This window comes from Streptomyces sp. 8L, assembly GCF_020176795.1.
Lineage (GTDB): Bacteria > Actinomycetota > Actinomycetes > Streptomycetales > Streptomycetaceae > Streptomyces.
In genome coordinates this window covers 1-17,519 of sequence record NZ_JAIUKE010000263.1, presented here as the reverse complement: position 1 = coordinate 17,519, position 17,519 = coordinate 1, and the positions used below count along the sequence as shown (strand labels likewise).

The 17,519-nt window shown below is 73.9% G+C and carries 14 protein-coding genes and 3 pseudogenes; 2 read left to right on the top strand and 15 right to left on the bottom strand.

Annotated elements, in window-relative coordinates:
• Positions 1-49 precede the first annotated feature (49 nt).
• From rpmE to LCE31_RS21785, 11 genes and pseudogenes are all read right to left on the bottom strand, one after another.
• Positions 50-289 (bottom strand): 50S ribosomal protein L31, encoded by a 240-nt coding sequence (rpmE, locus tag LCE31_RS21835; RefSeq protein ID WP_225016702.1) that lies wholly within the window; start codon positions 287-289, stop codon positions 50-52.
• 181 nt (positions 290-470) lie between these two features.
• Positions 471-1,529 (bottom strand): LCP family protein, encoded by a 1,059-nt coding sequence (locus LCE31_RS21830; RefSeq protein WP_225016700.1) that lies wholly within the window; start codon positions 1,527-1,529, stop codon positions 471-473.
• Positions 1,530-1,736: 207 nt separating this feature from the next.
• Complete coding sequence (gene rho / locus LCE31_RS21825) at positions 1,737-3,824, bottom strand: transcription termination factor Rho (RefSeq protein ID WP_225016698.1); 2,088 nt, start codon at positions 3,822-3,824, stop codon at positions 1,737-1,739.
• Positions 3,825-4,237: 413 nt separating this feature from the next.
• On the bottom strand, positions 4,238-5,155 hold the full coding sequence (thrB, locus tag LCE31_RS21820) for a homoserine kinase (protein ID WP_225016695.1): 918 nt from the start codon (positions 5,153-5,155) through the stop codon (positions 4,238-4,240).
• A 264-nt stretch (positions 5,156-5,419) separates the two neighbouring features.
• Positions 5,420-6,511 carry a threonine synthase gene (thrC, locus tag LCE31_RS21815; protein ID WP_225016693.1) on the bottom strand — a complete coding sequence of 364 codons (1,092 nt, stop codon included), beginning with the start codon at positions 6,509-6,511 and terminating at the stop codon, positions 5,420-5,422.
• Positions 6,512-6,517: 6 nt separating this feature from the next.
• A complete protein-coding gene (locus LCE31_RS21810) occupies positions 6,518-7,810 on the bottom strand; it encodes a homoserine dehydrogenase (RefSeq protein WP_225016691.1) in 1,293 nt (430 codons plus the stop codon).
• A gap of 113 nt (positions 7,811-7,923) precedes the next feature.
• Positions 7,924-8,457 (bottom strand): annotated as a pseudogene (locus tag LCE31_RS21805) (diaminopimelate decarboxylase family protein); the annotation flags it as partial.
• A gap of 205 nt (positions 8,458-8,662) precedes the next feature.
• Positions 8,663-9,499, bottom strand: a pseudogene (locus LCE31_RS21800) (diaminopimelate decarboxylase family protein); the annotation flags it as partial.
• A gap of 15 nt (positions 9,500-9,514) precedes the next feature.
• Positions 9,515-10,588, bottom strand: coding sequence for an ArgS-related anticodon-binding protein NrtL (nrtL, locus tag LCE31_RS21795; RefSeq protein WP_225016689.1), 1,074 nt, complete (start codon positions 10,586-10,588; stop codon positions 9,515-9,517).
• A gap of 183 nt (positions 10,589-10,771) precedes the next feature.
• Positions 10,772-11,200, bottom strand: coding sequence for a response regulator (locus tag LCE31_RS21790; protein ID WP_225016687.1), 429 nt, complete (start codon positions 11,198-11,200; stop codon positions 10,772-10,774).
• Between the two features lie 393 nt (positions 11,201-11,593).
• The gene (locus LCE31_RS21785; protein WP_225016685.1) at positions 11,594-12,628 is read right to left on the bottom strand and encodes an aldo/keto reductase; all 1,035 of its coding nucleotides are present in this window, start codon (positions 12,626-12,628) and stop codon (positions 11,594-11,596) included.
• A 274-nt stretch (positions 12,629-12,902) separates the two neighbouring features.
• On the opposite strand from LCE31_RS21785, the gene LCE31_RS21780 reads away from it, so the two are divergent.
• Positions 12,903-13,703, top strand: a complete 801-nt coding sequence (locus LCE31_RS21780; RefSeq protein ID WP_225016683.1) for a VOC family protein — start codon at positions 12,903-12,905, stop codon at positions 13,701-13,703.
• A gap of 99 nt (positions 13,704-13,802) precedes the next feature.
• On the opposite strand, the gene LCE31_RS21775 is transcribed toward LCE31_RS21780, so the two are convergent.
• The 3 genes from LCE31_RS21775 to LCE31_RS21765 all read right to left on the bottom strand — a co-directional run bounded on the left by LCE31_RS21775 (position 13,803) and on the right by LCE31_RS21765 (position 16,247).
• Positions 13,803-14,147, bottom strand: a complete 345-nt coding sequence (locus LCE31_RS21775) for an RNA polymerase sigma factor (RefSeq protein ID WP_225016681.1) — start codon at positions 14,145-14,147, stop codon at positions 13,803-13,805.
• A gap of 274 nt (positions 14,148-14,421) precedes the next feature.
• Positions 14,422-15,243 (bottom strand): class I SAM-dependent methyltransferase, encoded by an 822-nt coding sequence (locus tag LCE31_RS21770; protein ID WP_225016679.1) that lies wholly within the window; start codon positions 15,241-15,243, stop codon positions 14,422-14,424.
• 74 nt (positions 15,244-15,317) lie between these two features.
• On the bottom strand, positions 15,318-16,247 hold the full coding sequence (locus LCE31_RS21765; protein ID WP_225016677.1) for a polysaccharide deacetylase family protein: 930 nt from the start codon (positions 16,245-16,247) through the stop codon (positions 15,318-15,320).
• A gap of 209 nt (positions 16,248-16,456) precedes the next feature.
• On the opposite strand from LCE31_RS21765, the pseudogene LCE31_RS21760 reads away from it, so the two are divergent.
• A pseudogene (locus LCE31_RS21760) lies at positions 16,457-16,552 on the top strand (TOBE domain-containing protein); the annotation flags it as partial.
• 50 nt (positions 16,553-16,602) lie between these two features.
• On the opposite strand, the gene LCE31_RS21755 reads toward LCE31_RS21760, so the two are convergent.
• Positions 16,603-17,181: a molybdopterin-dependent oxidoreductase gene (locus LCE31_RS21755; RefSeq protein ID WP_374118519.1), complete on the bottom strand. Its 579-nt coding sequence runs from the start codon at positions 17,179-17,181 to the stop codon at positions 16,603-16,605.
• Between the last annotated feature and the right edge of the window lie 338 nt (positions 17,182-17,519).

Here is a 17,519-nt window from a genome sequence, read left to right as displayed (position 1 = left end):
GCCTCGACGCCCCGGAACCGGGGCGCCGGGGGCGGGGGCGGGGGGCTCGCTACTTCTTGGCGGAGCCGGCCTTGCCGGACGCGGCGCCCTTGCCGAAGCGGGCCTCGAAGCGGGCCACACGGCCACCGGTGTCGAGGATCTTCTGCTTGCCCGTGTAGAACGGGTGGCACTCGGAGCACAGGTCGGCACGGATCGTGCCGGAGTCGATGGTGCTCCGGGTCGTGAACGACGCGCCACAGGTGCAGCTGACCTGCGTCTCGACGTACTTCGGGTGGATCTCGTTCTTCACGGGTGTCTCCTAGTTCGCGGAGGGTGCCGGGTCGCGGGGGCGGATTTGCCCTCGCGTGAACCGGGACCGGCGGACCAGTCTGCCAGCACTGGCCGCATCTGCCCAAACCGGAGCCATGGGGTTCTTGTTCCCGCCGCTGCCGGGGGCCGCGGTGCGCGCCGGGCCGGCGGGCGCTCTCGACTCAGTGGGCGCTCTTGACGACGCCGTTGGCGTCGCCCGTCTCGCCGGCGGAGCCCTTCGTCGCGGACCGCGGGATCGGCCGGTCCTGGCGCAGCGCGTTCCACACCGTACGGGCCCCCGGCTGGAGTGTCACGACCCGGTTCGGGTTGGCGGGGTCGTACTTCACGGGGAGGGTGATCATTGTCACGTTGCGCGCGGACAGGTCGTGCAGGCTCCCGACGAAGCCGAGCAGGTCGTCGACGCTGCCGAGCTGGGAGTCCGGCGTGATGGACTTCGTGGCGGTGTCGGCCAGGTCGAACAGCTTCTTCGGGTCGCTGAACACGCCGATCCCCCTGACCCGGTGGATGAGCGCCTTGATGAACGCCTGCTGGAGCTCGATGCGGCCGAGGTCGCTGCCGTCGCCGACGGCGTGCCGGGTGCGGACCAGGCCGAGTGCCTGCTCGCCGTGGAGGGTGTGCGTGCCGGGCGCCAGGCTGAGGTGGCTGTCCTTGTCGTGGATGGCCTTGGTGGTGGTCACCTTCACGCCGCCGAGCTGGTCGATGAGCTTCTTGAAGCCGGTGAAGTCGACCTCGACGTAGTGGTCCATGCGGATGTCGGTCATCTGCTCGACGGTCTTGACGGCGCAGGCCGGGCCGCCGACCTCGTAGGCGCTGTTGAACATCGCCGTGGAGTCCCCGGGTGTGGTGCGGCCCTTCCTGTTCTTGCAGGCGGGGCGGGAGACGAGGGTGTCGCGCGGTATCGAGACGACGCTGGCCCTCTTGTGGCCCTTGTAGACGTGCACGACCATCGCGGTGTCGGAGCGGGCCCCCGAGCTCCTGCCGTACTCCCCGTGGGTGCCGGCGCGGGAGTCCGAGCCCAGCACGAGGATGTCCTCGGAGCCGTTGTCGACGTTCTGCGGGCGGTGGGAGCCGAGCTGGGCGTTGATGTCGACGCCGCTGATGTTGCCGTTCAGCCGGGCGTACACGTACCCCAGACCGCCCAGGACGACGGCGACCAGCACGACGAGAGTCCAGATGACGCCCTTGAGTCTGCGGCGACGGCTGCTCCGGTCGGCGGTCATGGTCTCCCTCGGCTCTCGGCCCTGGGGCCGGTCCTGCTACCCCTTGCCGTGGTGCTCGGGCATCGCACGCCTTCCCGCTCTTGTGCCGGGCCGCTGTACGGGCTCCGGCGCCGGTGACGATGGAGTACACAAGCGTCGCACGACAGCGCCCCCCGCGCTTCCCGAGCGCGAGGGGCACTGTCACCGCTTGCCGTCCGACCGGACCCGTCAGTCGTTGCCGTTGCCCGGCATCGGGGTGGTCTTCTGGATCTGGAGCAGGAACTCCGCGTTGGACTTCGTCTGCTTCATCTTGTCCAGCAGGAGCTCGATGGCCTGCTGCTGGTCCAGCGCGTGCAGGACCCTGCGGAGCTTCCAGACGATGCCCAGCTCGTCCGGGCTGAGCAGGATCTCCTCCTTGCGGGTGCTGGACGCGTCGACGTCCACCGCGGGGAAGATGCGCTTGTCGGAGAGCTTCCGGTCGAGGCGGAGCTCCATGTTGCCGGTGCCCTTGAACTCCTCGAAGATGACCTCGTCCATCCGGGACCCGGTCTCCACCAGCGCGGTCGCGAGGATCGTCAGCGAGCCGCCGTCCTCGATGTTGCGCGCCGCGCCGAAGAAGCGCTTCGGCGGGTAGAGCGCCGTCGAGTCGACACCACCGGACAGGATGCGGCCGGAGGCGGGCGCCGCGAGGTTGTAGGCGCGGCCCAGACGGGTGATGGAGTCCAGCAGCACGACGACGTCGTGGCCGAGCTCCACGAGGCGCTTGGCACGCTCGATGGCGAGCTCGGCGACCGTGGTGTGGTCCTCGGCGGGGCGGTCGAAGGTCGAGGAGATGACCTCGCCCTTGACCGACCGCTGCATGTCGGTGACCTCTTCGGGCCGCTCGTCGACGAGGACGACCATCAGGTGGCACTCGGGGCTGTTGACCGTGATGGCGTTGGCGATGGACTGGAGGATCATCGTCTTGCCGGTCTTCGGCGGGGCGACGATCAGGCCTCGCTGGCCCTTGCCGATCGGGGCGACGAGGTCGATGATCCGCGTCGTCAGCACGCCGGGGTCGGTCTCCAGGCGGAGCCTGTCCTGCGGGTAGAGCGGCGTCAGCTTCTGGAACTCGGCGCGGCCGCGGCCGGACTCGGGCGCCATGCCGTTGACCGAGTCGAGGCGGACCAGCGCGTTGAACTTCTCGCGGCGCTCGCCCTCCTTGGGCTGCCGCACGGCGCCGGTGACGTGGTCGCCCTTGCGCAGGCCGTTCTTGCGGACCTGGGCGAGCGACACGTACACGTCGTTCGGCCCCGGCAGGTAGCCGGAGGTCCGGATGAAGGCGTAATTGTCGAGGATGTCGAGGATGCCCGCGACCGGGATCAGCACATCGTCGTCCGCGACCTGCGGCTCGGCGCCGAAGTCCTCGCGCCCGCGGCGCCCGCGGCGGTCGCGGTAGCGCCCGCGCCGGCCGCGGCGGCCCGTGCCGTCGTCGTCGAAGTCGTCCTGGGAGCCGCCCTGCTGGGGGCCGCGGTCCCTGCGGCCCTGCTGGCCGCCGCCGCCCTGCTGGTCGCCGTCGCCGCCCTTGCCGCGGCGGTCGCGCTGGCGGTCCCTGCGGCCCTCGCCGCGCTCCTGCTGGCCGTCGCCGCGCTGACCGCCCTGACTGTCACCGCGCTGGCCGTCGCCGCGCTGGCCGCCCTGGCCGTCGCCGCGCTGGCCGCGCTCCTGGCGGTCGCCGCGGCCCTGGCCGTCCCTGCCGCCCTGCTGGCCGCGGTCCTGGCGGTCGCCGCGGCCCTGGCCGCCGCCGTCCCGCTCCCGCTTGCCGTCCGTCTCGGGCGCGGCCGTCGCGGCCTCCGCCTGCGTCTCGGCCCTGGTGTCGCCGCCCTGCTCGGGGGCGCCCGCGGGGGCCGTGGCGCGGCGCCTGCGGCGCTCGCCCGCGGCGGCCGGCTCCTCGCTCGCGGGCTGGCCCGGAATGTCAATCTGCTGCTGGGCCGCGTCGGCGCCCTCGGTTTTCGCCTCACCCGTGCGCGCGCGGGACGTGCTGCGACGCTTCGGCTTGGCCTCCGCGTCGGCGTCGTTGGCCTTGGCCGCCGGCGCACCGCCGCCGGCCTGCGCCTCCTTGATGACCTCGATCAGCTGGCTCTTGCGCATCCGCGCGGTGCCCCTGATGCCGAGGCCGGACGCGACCTGCTGCAGCTCGGCCAGGACCATGCCGTCGAGGCCGGTGCCGGAGCGGCGGCGCCGTGAGGTGGTGCCGGAGGCAGCACCTGCGGCGGGCGCGGTCGTGTCGACGCTGTCGTCGGCAGTCACGCCCATCAGATCGGTGGTGTCGCTCACGAAGGGTCCTTCCCTGGAGCGGACGTCGGCCTTCTGGCTCGGCGACCGGTTGTGCTGTCCGACTTCGGCCCTTGCTTGTGGACCGTGCCGGGGCGGTGGTCCCGCCGGATACGGCGGAGAAACATGCGTACGTGCGATGGGTCCCGACCCGAGACCCCCTGCTCGACCCACATCGGGGAGGAGCGCGGGAGGCCGTGCCGGTTCCGGTGCGTGCTCAAAACTGCTCAGGCGGGCTGCTCAGGCAGTTGAGGAGGCTCCCGGAAGAAGGGTGGTCCCGAGGGGGGACACAGAGCACCGGGCCACAAAGACTCCGGGTGCGTTCTTGAGGTTAACACTACCGGCACCAACAAACATTCCCCCTCTCGCACACCGGCAATCGCGATTGAAGATTTCGGCGATCGCCCGGCGCCTCTTTATGAACCCAGCGGCAGGACGCTCGCCCCCGCCGCGTCGAGGGAGAGCCGGTTCGCGGCCCATCCCTCACCAGCCAGCCGGGCGACCTTGTCGGCCGCGCCGTCCTCGACCAGCGCGATGACCGTGGGTCCCGCGCCGGAGATCATCGCCGGTACGCCGTCCGCGCGCAGCCTGCCCACGAGGGCCACGCTCCCCGGCATGGCCGGCTGCCTGTACTCCTGGTGGATGCGGTCCTCCGTGGCGGGCAGCAGCAGTTCGGGGCGCCGGGTCAACGCCTCGACCAGCAGCGCCGCACGGCCCGCGTTGACCGCCGCGTCGACGTGCGGGACCGTGCGCGGCAGCAGGCCGCGGGCGGTCCGGGTGAGTACCTCCGTGTCGGGTACGAAGACCACCGGCACGACGGAACGGGCGGGGTCCATCCGGATGGCGCGTGCCGCGCCGTTCTCGGTCCAGGCCAGGGTGAACCCGCCGAGCAGGCAGGCCGCCACGTTGTCGGGGTGCCCCTCGATCTCGGTGGCGAGTTCGAGCAGCGCCGTGTCGTCGAGACGGGCGTCCCCGCCTATGGTCACCGCGCGGGCGGCGACGATGCCGGCGCAGATGGCGGCGGACGAGGAGCCGAGGCCGCGGCCGTGCGGGATGCGGTTGGCGCACACCACCTCAAGTCCCCTGGGCTGGCCGCCCAGCAGGTCGAACGCGGTGCGCAGGGCGCGCACCAGCAGATGGTTCTCGTCGCGGGGCAGGGAGTGCGCGCCCTCGCCCGCGATGTCGATGTGCAGTCCCGCGTCGGCGACGCGGACGACGACGTCGTCGTAGAGCCCCAGCGACAGGCCGAAGGCATCGAAGCCAGGGCCCAGGTTGGCGCTGGTGGCGGGGGTGCGCACCCGTACGGCGGCGGCGCGGAAGGCGGGACCGGCCATCGGTTGGACGACTCTCCTTGTGCCTGCGGGGGTTCGGCTTGGTGCTCTCGTGCGGTGTTCACGGGAGCCTGCCCACACGGGACGGTCGACGCGACGCGCGGCAACACCGCGGCAGGTGCGGCGGGGTGGGTTCCTCCACCTTATCCAAGGAAGGATGCGCCGCGACACAGGGCGCACGAGAGGCGCACGATGCGTGTCGCGCCGGGGACCGTGCGCCTTGCCCGTACGGACGGCCGCGCGGCGCCGCCCGTACGGGCCCTGCCCTCAGGCCAGGCCGAGTTGCTGCGCGGCCGCGGCGGCGTCGACGGGGACGGTGACGGGCTGCGGGGCCCCCTGGACGGCCCAGTCGGGGTCCTTGAGGCCGTTGCCCGTGACCGTGCACACGATGCGCTGGCCGCGCTCGACCTTGCCCTCCTCCGCGGCCTTCAGCAGGCCGGCGACGGAGGCGGCGGACGCGGGCTCCACGAAGACGCCCTCCTGCGCGGCCAGCAGCCGGTACGCGCGCAGGATCTGCCGGTCGGTCACCTCGTCGATGAATCCGCCGGACTCGTCGCGCGCGTTCAGCGCGAGCTGCCAGGACGCCGGGTTGCCGATGCGGATCGCGGTGGCGACGGTGTGCGGCTCCTTGACGACCTCGCCCCGTACGATCGGGGCCGAGCCCGACGCCTGGAACCCCCACATGCGGGGGGTGCGGGCCGCGGGGCCCTCGGCGGCGTACTCGCGGTAGCCCTTCCAGTAGGCCGTGATGTTGCCGGCGTTGCCGACGGGCAGCACATGGATGTCGGGGGCGTCGCCGAGCGCGTCCACGATTTCGAAGGCGGCGGTCTTCTGGCCCTCGATTCTGGCCGGATTGACCGAATTGACCAGGGAGACCGGGTAGTTGTCCGCGAGCGAGCGGGCCAGCGTGAGGCAGTCGTCGAAGTTGCCGTCGACCTGGAGGATGCGCGCGCCGTGCACGAGCGCCTGGCCCATCTTGCCGAGGGCGATCTTGCCCTGCGGTACGAGGACGGCGCAGACCATCCCGGCCCGTACGGCGTAGGCGGCGGCCGACGCTGAGGTGTTGCCGGTGGAGGCGCAGATGACCGCCTTGGCGCCCTCGGCCTTCGCGCGGGTGATGGCCATGGTCATGCCGCGGTCCTTGAAGGACCCCGTGGGGTTGGCGCCCTCGACCTTGAGGTGCACCTCGCAGCCCGTGCGCTCGGAGAGCACCTGCGCGGGGACGAGCGGCGTGCCGCCCTCCCTGAGCGTGACGACCTCGGTCGCACGGTCGAGCGGAAGCCGGTCGCGGTACTCCTCGATGATGCCGCGCCACTGGTGGGTGCCCTGTGCGGGGCCGCGGTCGACTGCGATGGTCATGGGTCCCTACTCCCCTTCAACACGCATGATGCTGGCGACACCGCGCACGGTGTCGAGTCCGCGCAGCGCCTCGACGGTGCCCGAGAGGGCCGCGTCGGGGGCGCGGTGCGTGACCACGACGAGCGATGCCTCGCCGTCCTTGCCCTTCTGACGGACGGTATCGATGGAAACGCCGTGCTCGGCGAAGACCGTGGCCACCTGGGCGAGTACGCCGGGTTTGTCGGCGACGTCGAGGCTGATGTGGTAGCGCGTGACGACGTCGCCCATGGGGCTGACGGGCAGCCGGGTGTACGCCGACTCTCCCGGGCCCTTCCCGCCGGCGAGCCGGTTGCGGCACACGGCCACGAGGTCTCCGAGGACGGCGGACGCGGTGGGCGCGCCGCCCGCGCCGGGACCGTAGAACATCAGCCGGCCCGCGGCCTCGGCCTCCACGAAGACCGCGTTGTACGCCTCGCGCACGGACGCGAGGGGGTGGCTGAGCGGGATCATCGCCGGGTGGACGCGGGCGGTGACGGACCTGCCGTCGGCGGCGCGCTCGCAGATGGCGAGGAGCTTGACCGTACAGCCCATGCGCTGCGCGGAGGCCAGGTCGGCCGAGGTGACCTCGGTGATGCCCTCGCGGTGCACGTCGTCGAGGCGTACGCGGGTGTGGAAGGCGATGCCCGCGAGGATGGCCGCCTTCGCCGCCGCGTCGAACCCCTCGACGTCGGCGGTCGGGTCGGCCTCCGCGTAGCCGAGCGCGGTGGCCTCGTCGAGCGCCTCCGAGTAGCCGGAGCCCGCGGTGTCCATCCGGTCGAGGATGAAGTTCGTGGTCCCGTTGACGATGCCGAGGACGCGGCTCACGTGGTCGCCCGCGAGGGACTCGCGCAGCGGGCGGATCAGCGGGATCGCGCCGGCCACGGCCGCCTCGAAGTAGAGGTCGCGGCCGTTGCGCTCCGCCGCGTCGTACAGCGTGGTGCCGTCCTCGGCGAGGAGCGCCTTGTTGGCGGACACGACGGACGCGCCGTGCTCGAAGGCCGTGGTGATGAGGGTTCGCGCGGGCTCGATGCCGCCGATGACCTCGACGACCACGTCGATGTCGCCGCGCTTGACCAGGGCGGTCGCGTCGGTGGTGACGAGGTCCTGGTCGATGCCGTCGCGCACCTTGCCGGGCCGCCTGACGGCGATCCCGGCGAGTTCGAGGGGCGCGCCGATGCGGGCGGCGAGGTCGTCCGCGTGCGTCGTCATGATGCGGGCCACCTCTGTGCCGACCACGCCACAGCCCAGCAGCGCCACCTTCAGCGGACGCGTACGCATCATCCGACCTACGCCTTTCGTCGAGCCCCGCGGGTCATGGAGCGGGGATGTTCACCAGTCTCGTGCACGGAACGGAAGTTTCCGGCCGCCGTCCAGAATCCGAGATGTTTGTCTCGTCAGCCCACGTCCAGACGGAGAAGATCTTCTTCCGTCTCCCGCCGGACGATCACCCGCGCGCTCCCGTCGCGGACGGCGACGACCGGTGGCTTCAGCGCGTGGTTGTAGTTGCTGGCGAGCGAGCGGCAGTACGCGCCGGTCGCCGGGATCGCGACGAGGTCACCTGCGGCCAGGTCGGCCGGCAGGTAGGCGTCGCGCACCAGGATGTCGCCGCTCTCGCAGTGCTTGCCGACGACGCGGACGAGCATCGCGGGGGCGTCGGAGCGGCGGGAGACGAGGGCGACGCTGTACTCGGCGTCGTACAGCGCGGTGCGGATGTTGTCCGACATGCCGCCGTCGACGCTGACGTACGTACGCAGGCCTTCGAGCGGCTTGACGGTGCCGACCTCGTAGAGCGTGAACGCGGTCGGGCCGACGATGGCGCGGCCCGGCTCGACGGAGATGCGGGGCGTGGTGAGCCCGGCGGACTCGCACTCGTGGCCGACGATCTCGGCGAGGCGCTTGGCGACCTCCTGCGGCTCGCGCGGGTCGTGGGGGGGGGGGGGGGGGGGGGCGCGGCCCCCCCCCCGCGCCCCCCGCGGGGGGGGGGGGGGGGGGGGGGCGGGGGGGGGGGGGGGGGGGGGGCCCCCCCGGGGCGGCGGGGGGGCGGAGGGGGGGGGGGCCCGCGCGCCCCCCCCCGCCGCCCCCCCCGCCCGCCGGGGGGGGGGGGGGCCCCCCCGGGGGGGGGGGGGGGGCGGGGGCGGGGGTGTAGGCGATGCCGAGGCCCCCGCCGAGGTCGATCTCGGGGAGTTCGACGCCGTGCTCGTCGCGGATGCGGGCGAGGAGTTCCACGACGCGGCGCGCGGAGACCTCGAACCCGGCCATGTCGAAGATCTGCGAGCCGATGTGCGAGTGCAGCCCGGTCAGCTCCAGGCTGTCGTGGCCGAGGATGCGCCGGACCGCCTCCTCGGCCTGTCCGCCGGCCAGCGCGAGGCCGAACTTCTGGTCCTCGTGGGCGGTCGCGATGAACTCGTGGGTGTGCGCCTCCACCCCGACGGTGATCCTGACCTGCACCTTCTGCCGGACGCCGAGGCGGCGTGCGGTGTGCGCGACGCGTGCGATCTCCTGGAAGGAGTCCACGACGATCCGGCCGACGCCCTGCTCGACGGCCCGCTCGATCTCGGCGGGCGTCTTGTTGTTGCCGTGGTAGCCGATCCGCTCGGCCGGCATGCCCGTGCCCAGCGCGGTCGACAGCTCGCCCGCGGAGCACACGTCGAGGTGCAGGCCCTCCTCGGCGAGCCAGCGCACGATGGCGCGGGACAGGAACGCCTTGCCCGCGTAGTAGACGTCGGCGCCCGGCCCGAACGCCTCCTTCCAGGCGCGGCAGCGGGCCCGGAAGTCGGCCTCGTCCATGATGTAGGCGGGGGTGCCGAACTCCTCGGCGAGGCGGGTGACCGGGAGGTCCTGGACGGTGACGACTCCGTCGGGGCCGCGGCGCACGCTCTGCGCCCATACCTTCTCGTCGAGCGCGTTGAGGTCGTCGGGCGCGGCGGTGCCCGCCTGCGCCGGTGTGGAGGACTGCGCGGAAGAGGTCATGGCTGGTGTGCTCTTTCAGAGATGTGCGGGAGCGTCGATGCCGAGCAGGGACAGGCCGCCGGCCAGCACCGTCCCGGCGGCTTCGGCGAGCGCGAGCCGGGCGCGGTGGGCGGCCGAGGGTTTCTCGTCGCCGGCGGGCAGCGGCGGGCACTGGGTCAGGAAGCGCAGGGTGTGGTCGGCCACCGCTTCGAGGTGGCGCGCGAGCCGGTCGGGCGCGCGGTGGTGGCCTGAGGCCGCGAGCACGCGGGGGTGGTCCGCGAGAACGTCCAGCAGCGTACGGGCCGCGCCGGGGGCGAGGCCGTCCGGGGTGACGTGGCGGCCGGTCCAGGCCGGGGCCCCGGGCGCCACGGGTGCCGCGACCGGCGCGGACGCCCCGGGGGCCACCGGGACTTCGGGCCGCAGGCCGAAGGCCGGGGCCTCGCGCAGGGCCGCACGGGCCCGTGCGTGCGCGTAGCGGACGGTGAACAGCGGGTTCGTCTCCCGCTGCGCCAGCAGCCACGCCGGGTCGGTGCGCGGCCTGTCGTGCGCCGCCGGCCGCAGCAGCGCCCACCGGGCGGCGTCGGGGCCGAGCGCGCCGGGGTCGTACGCCACCGGTGCGGGCGTGACCTGTACGGTCTCCGTGCCGCCGGGCGCGACGGACGCGTCCGCGCCCTGGGCGCGCAGCAGGCGCACCACCGCGGCGGTCCAGGCGGCGGCGCGCGGCTCGGCCGCTGGGGCGAAGACGAGGGTGCGGCCGGCGAGGGCGTCGCCGTGCCCGTAGCGCGCGCCCTCGGCCAGGACGCGTGCGAGGGTCGCGGCGCCGGCCGGGGCGGCGAGCGTGAAGTTGAGGAAGCCGGGCCCTGTGATGTCGACGCGGGCGAGAGCGGGCGCGCCCGCGAGACGGCCCCTGAGCACCTCGGCGACCTCGCGGGGCGCGAGGCGGGCCTCGGCGGCGAGGCGCAGCGCCGCGTTCGTCGTCCAGTCGCCCCTGCCGCCGGGGCGCGGCCGGTCGACGCGGACCGTGTCCGGGACGGTCACGCTGAGCTCACCGTCGTGCACCGCGCGGCACACGGCGTGCCGTACGGTGCGGGAGAGCTCTGCCGGAGTCACAGGGCAAGCGTATGGGAGGACCGGGTGGTGCCCGCCAGCCGGTTTCCGCCCGCTCCCCCGTCGCCCGGGCGCGACGCCGCTGCTCCGGCCGGGCCCTCGCCCGAATCCGGGTCCGTGCGGCCCGCACGACGGTCCCGCCCCGTCGCTCATGGCCGGGCGCCGGCGGGGTGCGCCCGGCCGGAATCAGCCGCGGGCGCCCGGGGCGTACCGCGCCGCGCCGCCTATGCCCGTACGCCGGTCCACGCGGGCCAGCCGCCGTACGAGGCGGACCAGTTCGGCGGGTTCGAAGGGCTTCGCGAGGTACGCGTCGGCCACGGAGGTGTGTCTCGCGCCGCTCTCGGCCTGGGGCCCCGCGCTGATGATCGCGAGCGGCAGGTCCCGGGTGCGGGGGTCGGCGCGCAGGACGGCGGCGGTCCGCAGGCCGTCGAGGCGGGGCATCATGACATCGAGTGTGACGACGTCGGGCGCGACCTCGTGGACGACCTCCAGGCACTCGACACCGTCGGCCGCGGTCACGACCTCGAAACCCTCCAGTTCGAGGTTGACCCTGATCAGCTGCCGGATGACTCGGTTGTCGTCGACAACGAGCACCCGACCGGACTCGCCTGACACAACTAGAGGGTAGGACGGACCGCGCTCCGGCGTCCGGGCTTTGCCGGTTTCCGCCGCGGGGGGGGGGGGGGCGCCGGCGGGGGGGGGGGCGGGGGGGGGGGGGGCCGCCGGCCCGGGGGGGGCGCCCGGCCCGGCGGCGGGGGGCGCGCCCCCGGCGCCGCCCCCCCCCCCCGCGGCGGGCCCCGCCCCCCGCCGCGGCGGGGGGGGGGGGGGGGGGGGGCGCGCGGGCGGGGGGGGGGGGCGGGGGGGGGGGGCGCCCCCCCCCCCCCCCCCCCACGCCAACTCCCCTCGCACGCGGCCTGGTTCACCACCGCGCGCGGGGCCGTTCCGGGCCCCCTCCGGGACGCTTCCCGCCGCCCGGCTCCCCGCCGGGGCGGCGTTCCCGGTGCCGGGTCAGCGGGTGCGGCGGCGCAGCGCGGCGTCGGACAGCGACGGCGGGACGTACCCGTTGTCCCGCTGGGTCAGGTTGGTGCCGGGGGGCACGATCTCGTCGATGCGGTCCAGGACGTCCTGGCTCAACTTGATCTCGTCCGCGCCGAGCTGGGTCTCCAACTGCTCCATCGTGCGCGGCCCGATGATCGCGGATGTGATGGCGGGGTGTTCGAGCACGAACGCGAGGGCCAGCCTGACCAGGGAGAGGCCGGCCTCGTCCGCGAGTTCCGCGAGGGCGTCGGCGGCGGCCAGCTTGGCCGCGTTCTCCTCGGCACCGATGTCGAAGCGGTTCCCCTGGAGGGCGGCGCGGCTCGACGCCGGCTGCTCGGCGCCCTTGCGGTAGCGCCCGGAGAGCCAGCCGCCCGCCAGCGGGCTCCACGGGATGACGGCGAGGCCGTAGCTCTGCGCGACCGGCAGCATCTCACGCTCGATGCCGCGTACGAGCATCGAGTACGGCGGCTGCTCGGACACCGGGCGTTCGCGTCCGCGCCGCTGTGCGGTCCACTGCGCCTCGACGATCTCGGAGGGCTGGTACGTGGACGTCCCGAAGTAGCGGATCTTGCCCTGGTGCACCAGGTCGGACAGGGCACCGAGCGTCTCGTCGATGTCGGTCCCCGGCTCCGGCCTGTGCACCTGGTAGAGGTCGATCCAGTCGGTGCCCAGGCGGCGGAGGCTGTTCTCCACCTCCTGGACGATCCACCGGCGGCTGTTGCCTCGGTGGTTGACCCCCTCGCCCATCCCGCCGTGGAACTTGGTGGCGAGGACGACATCGTCGCGGCGCCCGCCGGCGAGGGCCTTGCCGACGATCGTCTCGGACTCGCCCTGCGAGTAGACGTCGGCGGTGTCCACGAAATTGATGCCCGAGTCGAGGGCGCGGTGGATGATCCGAATGCTGTCGTCGTGGTCCGGGTTGAACTGGGAACCGAACATCATGGCGCCCAGGCACAGCGGGCTGACCTGCACCCCGGTGCGTCCGAAGGGGCGGTACTCCGTCATCGTGCGCTCACTCCGTCGATGAGTCGATGGTTGCGCGGCCAACCTACGCCCGGTGATCGCGATCCGCTCCGGGCACCGGGCCGCCGGGCGGCACCCGACGTGACGGGCCCGGCGGCCCCGCGCACGGCGTGCCCGCGCCATGGACACCCTGTTCGACGCCGGCCGCACCGGCGAGCCACCCGGACAGCGCGCCGGGGAAGGGGAAGGCTGGCCCTCCTCACCCCGCCGGAACCCGGCGCGGCTCCCCCGGAGGAAGGTCTTGAGGAACGTCGACATGAAGCGGTCACCCCACACTCCCGTACCGTCGAGCGCTCTGTCGGGGGCGCCCTCCTGGGTGAGCCTGATGACCCACGATCTCGGTGCCGCGCAGGACTTCTACGGCGCGGTGCTCGGCTGGGACTTCCGTACGTCCCCGCTCGGCGGGGAGTTCACCGTCGCGCTCCTCGACGGCTCGCCCGTCGCGGGCATCGGCGCGGTCGCGACCAGTCTGCGGGCCGGTGTCGCGTGGCTGCCGTACTTCGGGGTCTCCGACGCGGACGCCACGGCGGCACGGATCTCGGAGCGCGGCGCCACCGTCGCGGTGGGGCCGCTGACGATGACGACGGGCCGGGCGGCGCTGGCCGCCGACCCGCAGGGCGCCACCTTCGGCTTCTGGGCCGGGATGACGGTGGATGACTGGTCCGTCGGGCGCGGCGCCGCGCCGGCCACCCTCAGGCTGCGGACCAGGGACGCGTTCGCCGCCGCGATCTTCTACGCGGAGGTGCTGGGCTGGGCCGCCACCCCCGGCGCCGGCTGCGACGTCCAGTACGAGGGGGACCACGTACGGGTGACGTCGGGCGGGCACACGGTGGCGGAACTGTACGGCGGGGCGCTGGAGACGCCGCCGGACCCTCGGGTACGGCCCCGCTGGGAGGTGCACTTCCGGGTGCGGGACGTCGAGGCGGTGGCCCGGGCAGCGGGGGCGGCGGGCGGCTCGGTGGCCACGCCCCCGGCGCCGGACCCGGCGCACGGCGAGGCGCTGGTGGCGACGTTGCGGGACCCGTACGGCGCGCTGTTCACGGTGACGGCGGGCTGAGGAGGCAGGGCCCGCGCGACGCCCGCCGTACGCGCCCCGGTGCCCTCGTCCTCCCCGGGCGGGGCCGCGGCACCGGCGGGCCGGCGTCCCCGGCCCGCGTCACGCCGGCCCCTCGGTCGTCTCGGGGATGTCGAGCATGCGGGCGAGGCGCCGCCTGGCGTGCCGCACGTGCGAGCGCACGGTGGCCAGTTCGATGCCGAGGTAGGCGGCGACGTCCTCGTCGGCCGCCCCGAGCACATAGCGCAGCACCATCACGTCGTACTGCCGCTCCGGCAGCGCTGCGATGGCCCCGTACAGCCCGATCTCCCCCTCCAGCAGGGAGAATTCGTCCCGCATCTCGTGCAGCAGCGGCTTGCGCGCGGCGGCGTGGGAGACGTCGAACGTGAGAGCCGCCCGCCCCGACCGTACGGCTGCCCCCGACATGTTGTCCGGTTCCACAGGCATCGTCCTGTTCTCCGGTGGCAACCGGCGCCGCCGTCCCACGGACACCGCCGCTGCCAGGCACCGTCCGCCGGGCTCTCTCGGCCAGGCGGAGGAACGGGAAACCCCGCGGGGTCGCCCGCCCCTGGCCGAGCGTAACCGACCGACTACCGCCGTGGACCGTCCCGGCCGATACTCCTTGGTACGGGCAGACGGACGAGTGCGACGCCGGTGCCGATGCCGGTCACGCGGAACGCCGACCAAGCCGACGGCACCTGCCCTGCCGGGCCGCGCCCCTTCAGACGGACCCGGGCCGCCGTCCGACGGCCAGCAAGTGGGAACTGGCGGCGAGCAGTTCCGGATACGGCTCCGCCATCCGCGCGGCGGCGAGCGCGGAGTCGAACAGCCCGGTGCCGTACACCGACCGGCCCGTGTACTGCTCGACGGCCTTCAACTGCGACCAGGCGGGGCCCTCGACCCCGAAGACCCGCGTCCCGTCGAACCCGGCCGCGCGCACCTCGTCGGCGAGTTCCTCGCCGCGGTGGAAGTAGGCGGCGGTGAAGCCGCGCTTCCCGTCGTGCCGGGCGGTGGCCAGGATGCCGCCGACCGAGTCCCGCAGCCGCTCCTGGTGGAGGTGCGCGAAGGCGGTGTGCTCGAAGAGCGAGGCGTACCGGTTGATCCCCGCGGCGGCCACGACCCCGCCGGGCCGCACGACGCGGTACGCCTCGGTGAGCGCGCGGTGCCGGTCGCCGGCGTCGAGCAGGTGGTAGAGCGGCCCGAGCACGAGCACCACGTCGTACGACGCCTCCGGCGCCGTCAACTCCCGCGCGTCGCCCAGCTCGACGGTGCAGCCGTGGCGGCGCGCCGCTTCCACGTGCCGGACGATCGGGTCCACCAGGTGGACGTCGTACCCGTCCTCGACCAGCCACCGCGCGTGCGCCCCGGGCCCGCCCCCGACATCGAGCACGCGCGCGGGCGCTTCGGGCAGGTGGCGCCGCAGCAGCTCCTGCGTACGCACCAACTCCAACCGCCCGTCCGCCGACCCGGCCAACCGGTCGGCCTCGTCGATGGTGCGCGTATAGAACTCGGTGATCTCGGGGGCCAACTCGGGTACGGACATGGGAGCATTCTTGCCGTCTACCGGTGGACCGGAGTTGCGGGCACCCGGCGGCGACCCGGCCGAGCGGTGGGCTCTCACCCCTGCGGGGTGCACTCCGCCTTGACGTATGCGGCGAGTTGTTCGTGGGTGGCGTACCAGACGTCGTGTGTGCCGATGTGGTCCAGGAGTTCGCGCAGGATCACGAAGCGGGAGCGGTGGCCGATGACGTGCGGGTGCATCGTCAGCTGGAAGAGGCCGCCCTCCTCGATCGCCAGGTCGAACTCGTCGCGCCACAGGGACAGGACGCCGCGCGGCGGGGTGTAGGGGCGCAGGCCCGCGTAGCGGTCCATCATGAAGTAGGGGGCGTCGTCGCGTATCCACTCGACCGGGATCTCCACCATGCCGGTGGGTTCGCCGCGGTCGACGAGTTCGTACGGATCGTCGTCGGCCATCAGCGACGAGTCGTACAGCAGCCCCAACTCGCGGGAGATGGCCAGGGTGTTGTCGGAGAAGTCCCAGGACGGCGTCCTGATGCCGACCGGGCGCCTGCCGGTCAGGGACTCCAGGGTGTCGGCGGCCCGGAAGGCCAGGTCGCGTTCGTCGGCGGCGGCCAGCTGCATGTTGCGCTCGTGTATCCAGCCGTGCAGCGCCACTTCGTGGCCGGCGTCCCCGTAGGCCCGTACCTCCTCGGGGTGCAGCAGCGCGGAGACGGCGGGCATGAAGAACGTGGCAGGGACGGACCGGTCGCTCAGCAGGCGCAGGATGCGGGGCACCCCCGTGCGTGCGCCGTACTCGCCCTGCGAGAGCTTGCCCGGCTGTGTCTCGTCGTTCCTGAGCGGGATTGTCTCGTGGTCGGAGTCGAAGGAGAGCGCCACCGCGACGCGCGCGCCCCCCGGCCAGCGCGCCGGGCGCAGCGGGCGGCCCGCCCGCACGGCGCCGACGTGTCCACGCCAGGTCGACTCGTCCCACTGCCAGGGCTCCTTGCCCTGCCCGTCTGCTCCACCCGCCGTGCCCGTACCGCTCATCGTCGCTCCCGCCATGTCCGTCCCGCCCCGTTCGCCCGCGATTCTGGCACGGAGGGCCTCGCGCTCCCCGGGGTGGAGGGGAATGGAGGGGCCCCGGGGGCTGGAGTGCCCACGGCGCGGACCGAAGGGACGATTCAGTTATATCGCCTGCCTTGTACCGTCCGGGCGCACGCCCCGTCCCCCGTCCCCTGTGTTCTGTGAGGCGCAGCATGCGCCTGAGCATCCGCAATCAGCTTCCGGGCACGGTCCTGTCCGTCACGCCCGGCGAGGTGATGGCCACCGTGCGGGTCCGTCTCGACGGCGGGGCTCGGCGCCGGCCAGTGACGTGGTCGCGCTGATCAAATCGACGGAGGTCTCACTCGCCGTCGCCTGAACCGGCCGCCACCGGCAGCGCTCCGGCGGCCCGCCGGAGGGAAGGGGCTCCGGCCGCGAGCCCGGGCGCCGCCGCCTGCGGCCACTCCGCCGGAGCTGCCGCCGCCGGCGGGGCGTCCGGCCACCGCGCCACGCGTACGGACGTGACGGCGCTGACGTACCGCGCTCCGCAGTAGTCCGAGGGCACCACGAGCTGCGGGCCCTCGTCCCCCAGGCCACGCCCGTCCAGCTCCGTCGCCAGCAGCACCGGCACGTCGCCGAAGTCGGGATCGATCTCCGCCCAGGACAGCACGGTGTGATGTCCGTCGTCCCCGCTGACGGCCAGCAGGAAGCGGGTGCGGGCCTTGCGCCCCGGGCCGCCGAACTCGGGACCGGCGTCGGCGACGACGTCCCGGAGCAGCGGCCCGGCGAAGGAGTGCCGCCGCGGGCCGTCCTTGAGGCAGTTGAAGACGACCTCCTCGCGCCGCTGCCGCCAGCGTTTCGCCAGGTCGCCCACGGTCAGCAGGGCGGGACGCGCCACCTCGCCGCGCAGCACGAAGGCCCCGGTACGGAGTCGGCTCATGGGATTCCCCCTCGGGAGGCCGGCACGTGCGCGGCGGAGGCGGCTCCGCCCCCTCGGTCCTACGGCGGGTGATGCCCGGCGGCGCGGCCACGGAACCTCAAAAGCCAGCCAAATCGGGGACTTGGGCCGCCATCTGCGAGGCAGAGCACAGCGATGAGGCCGCAGACGCGGGACCGGGCGCGGCCCGGAACGCCGGGCAGTGAGGAGCGGCAGGCGGTGAGGAGCGGCAGGCCAGGGGCCGGGGGCGCGGGGGTTGGGGGCGCGGATCAGGCCGTCGACCGTGAACAGGGTGAGCTGCGTCGCCCAGGTCACCGCGCCGCGTCTGCCGTGGACCGCGA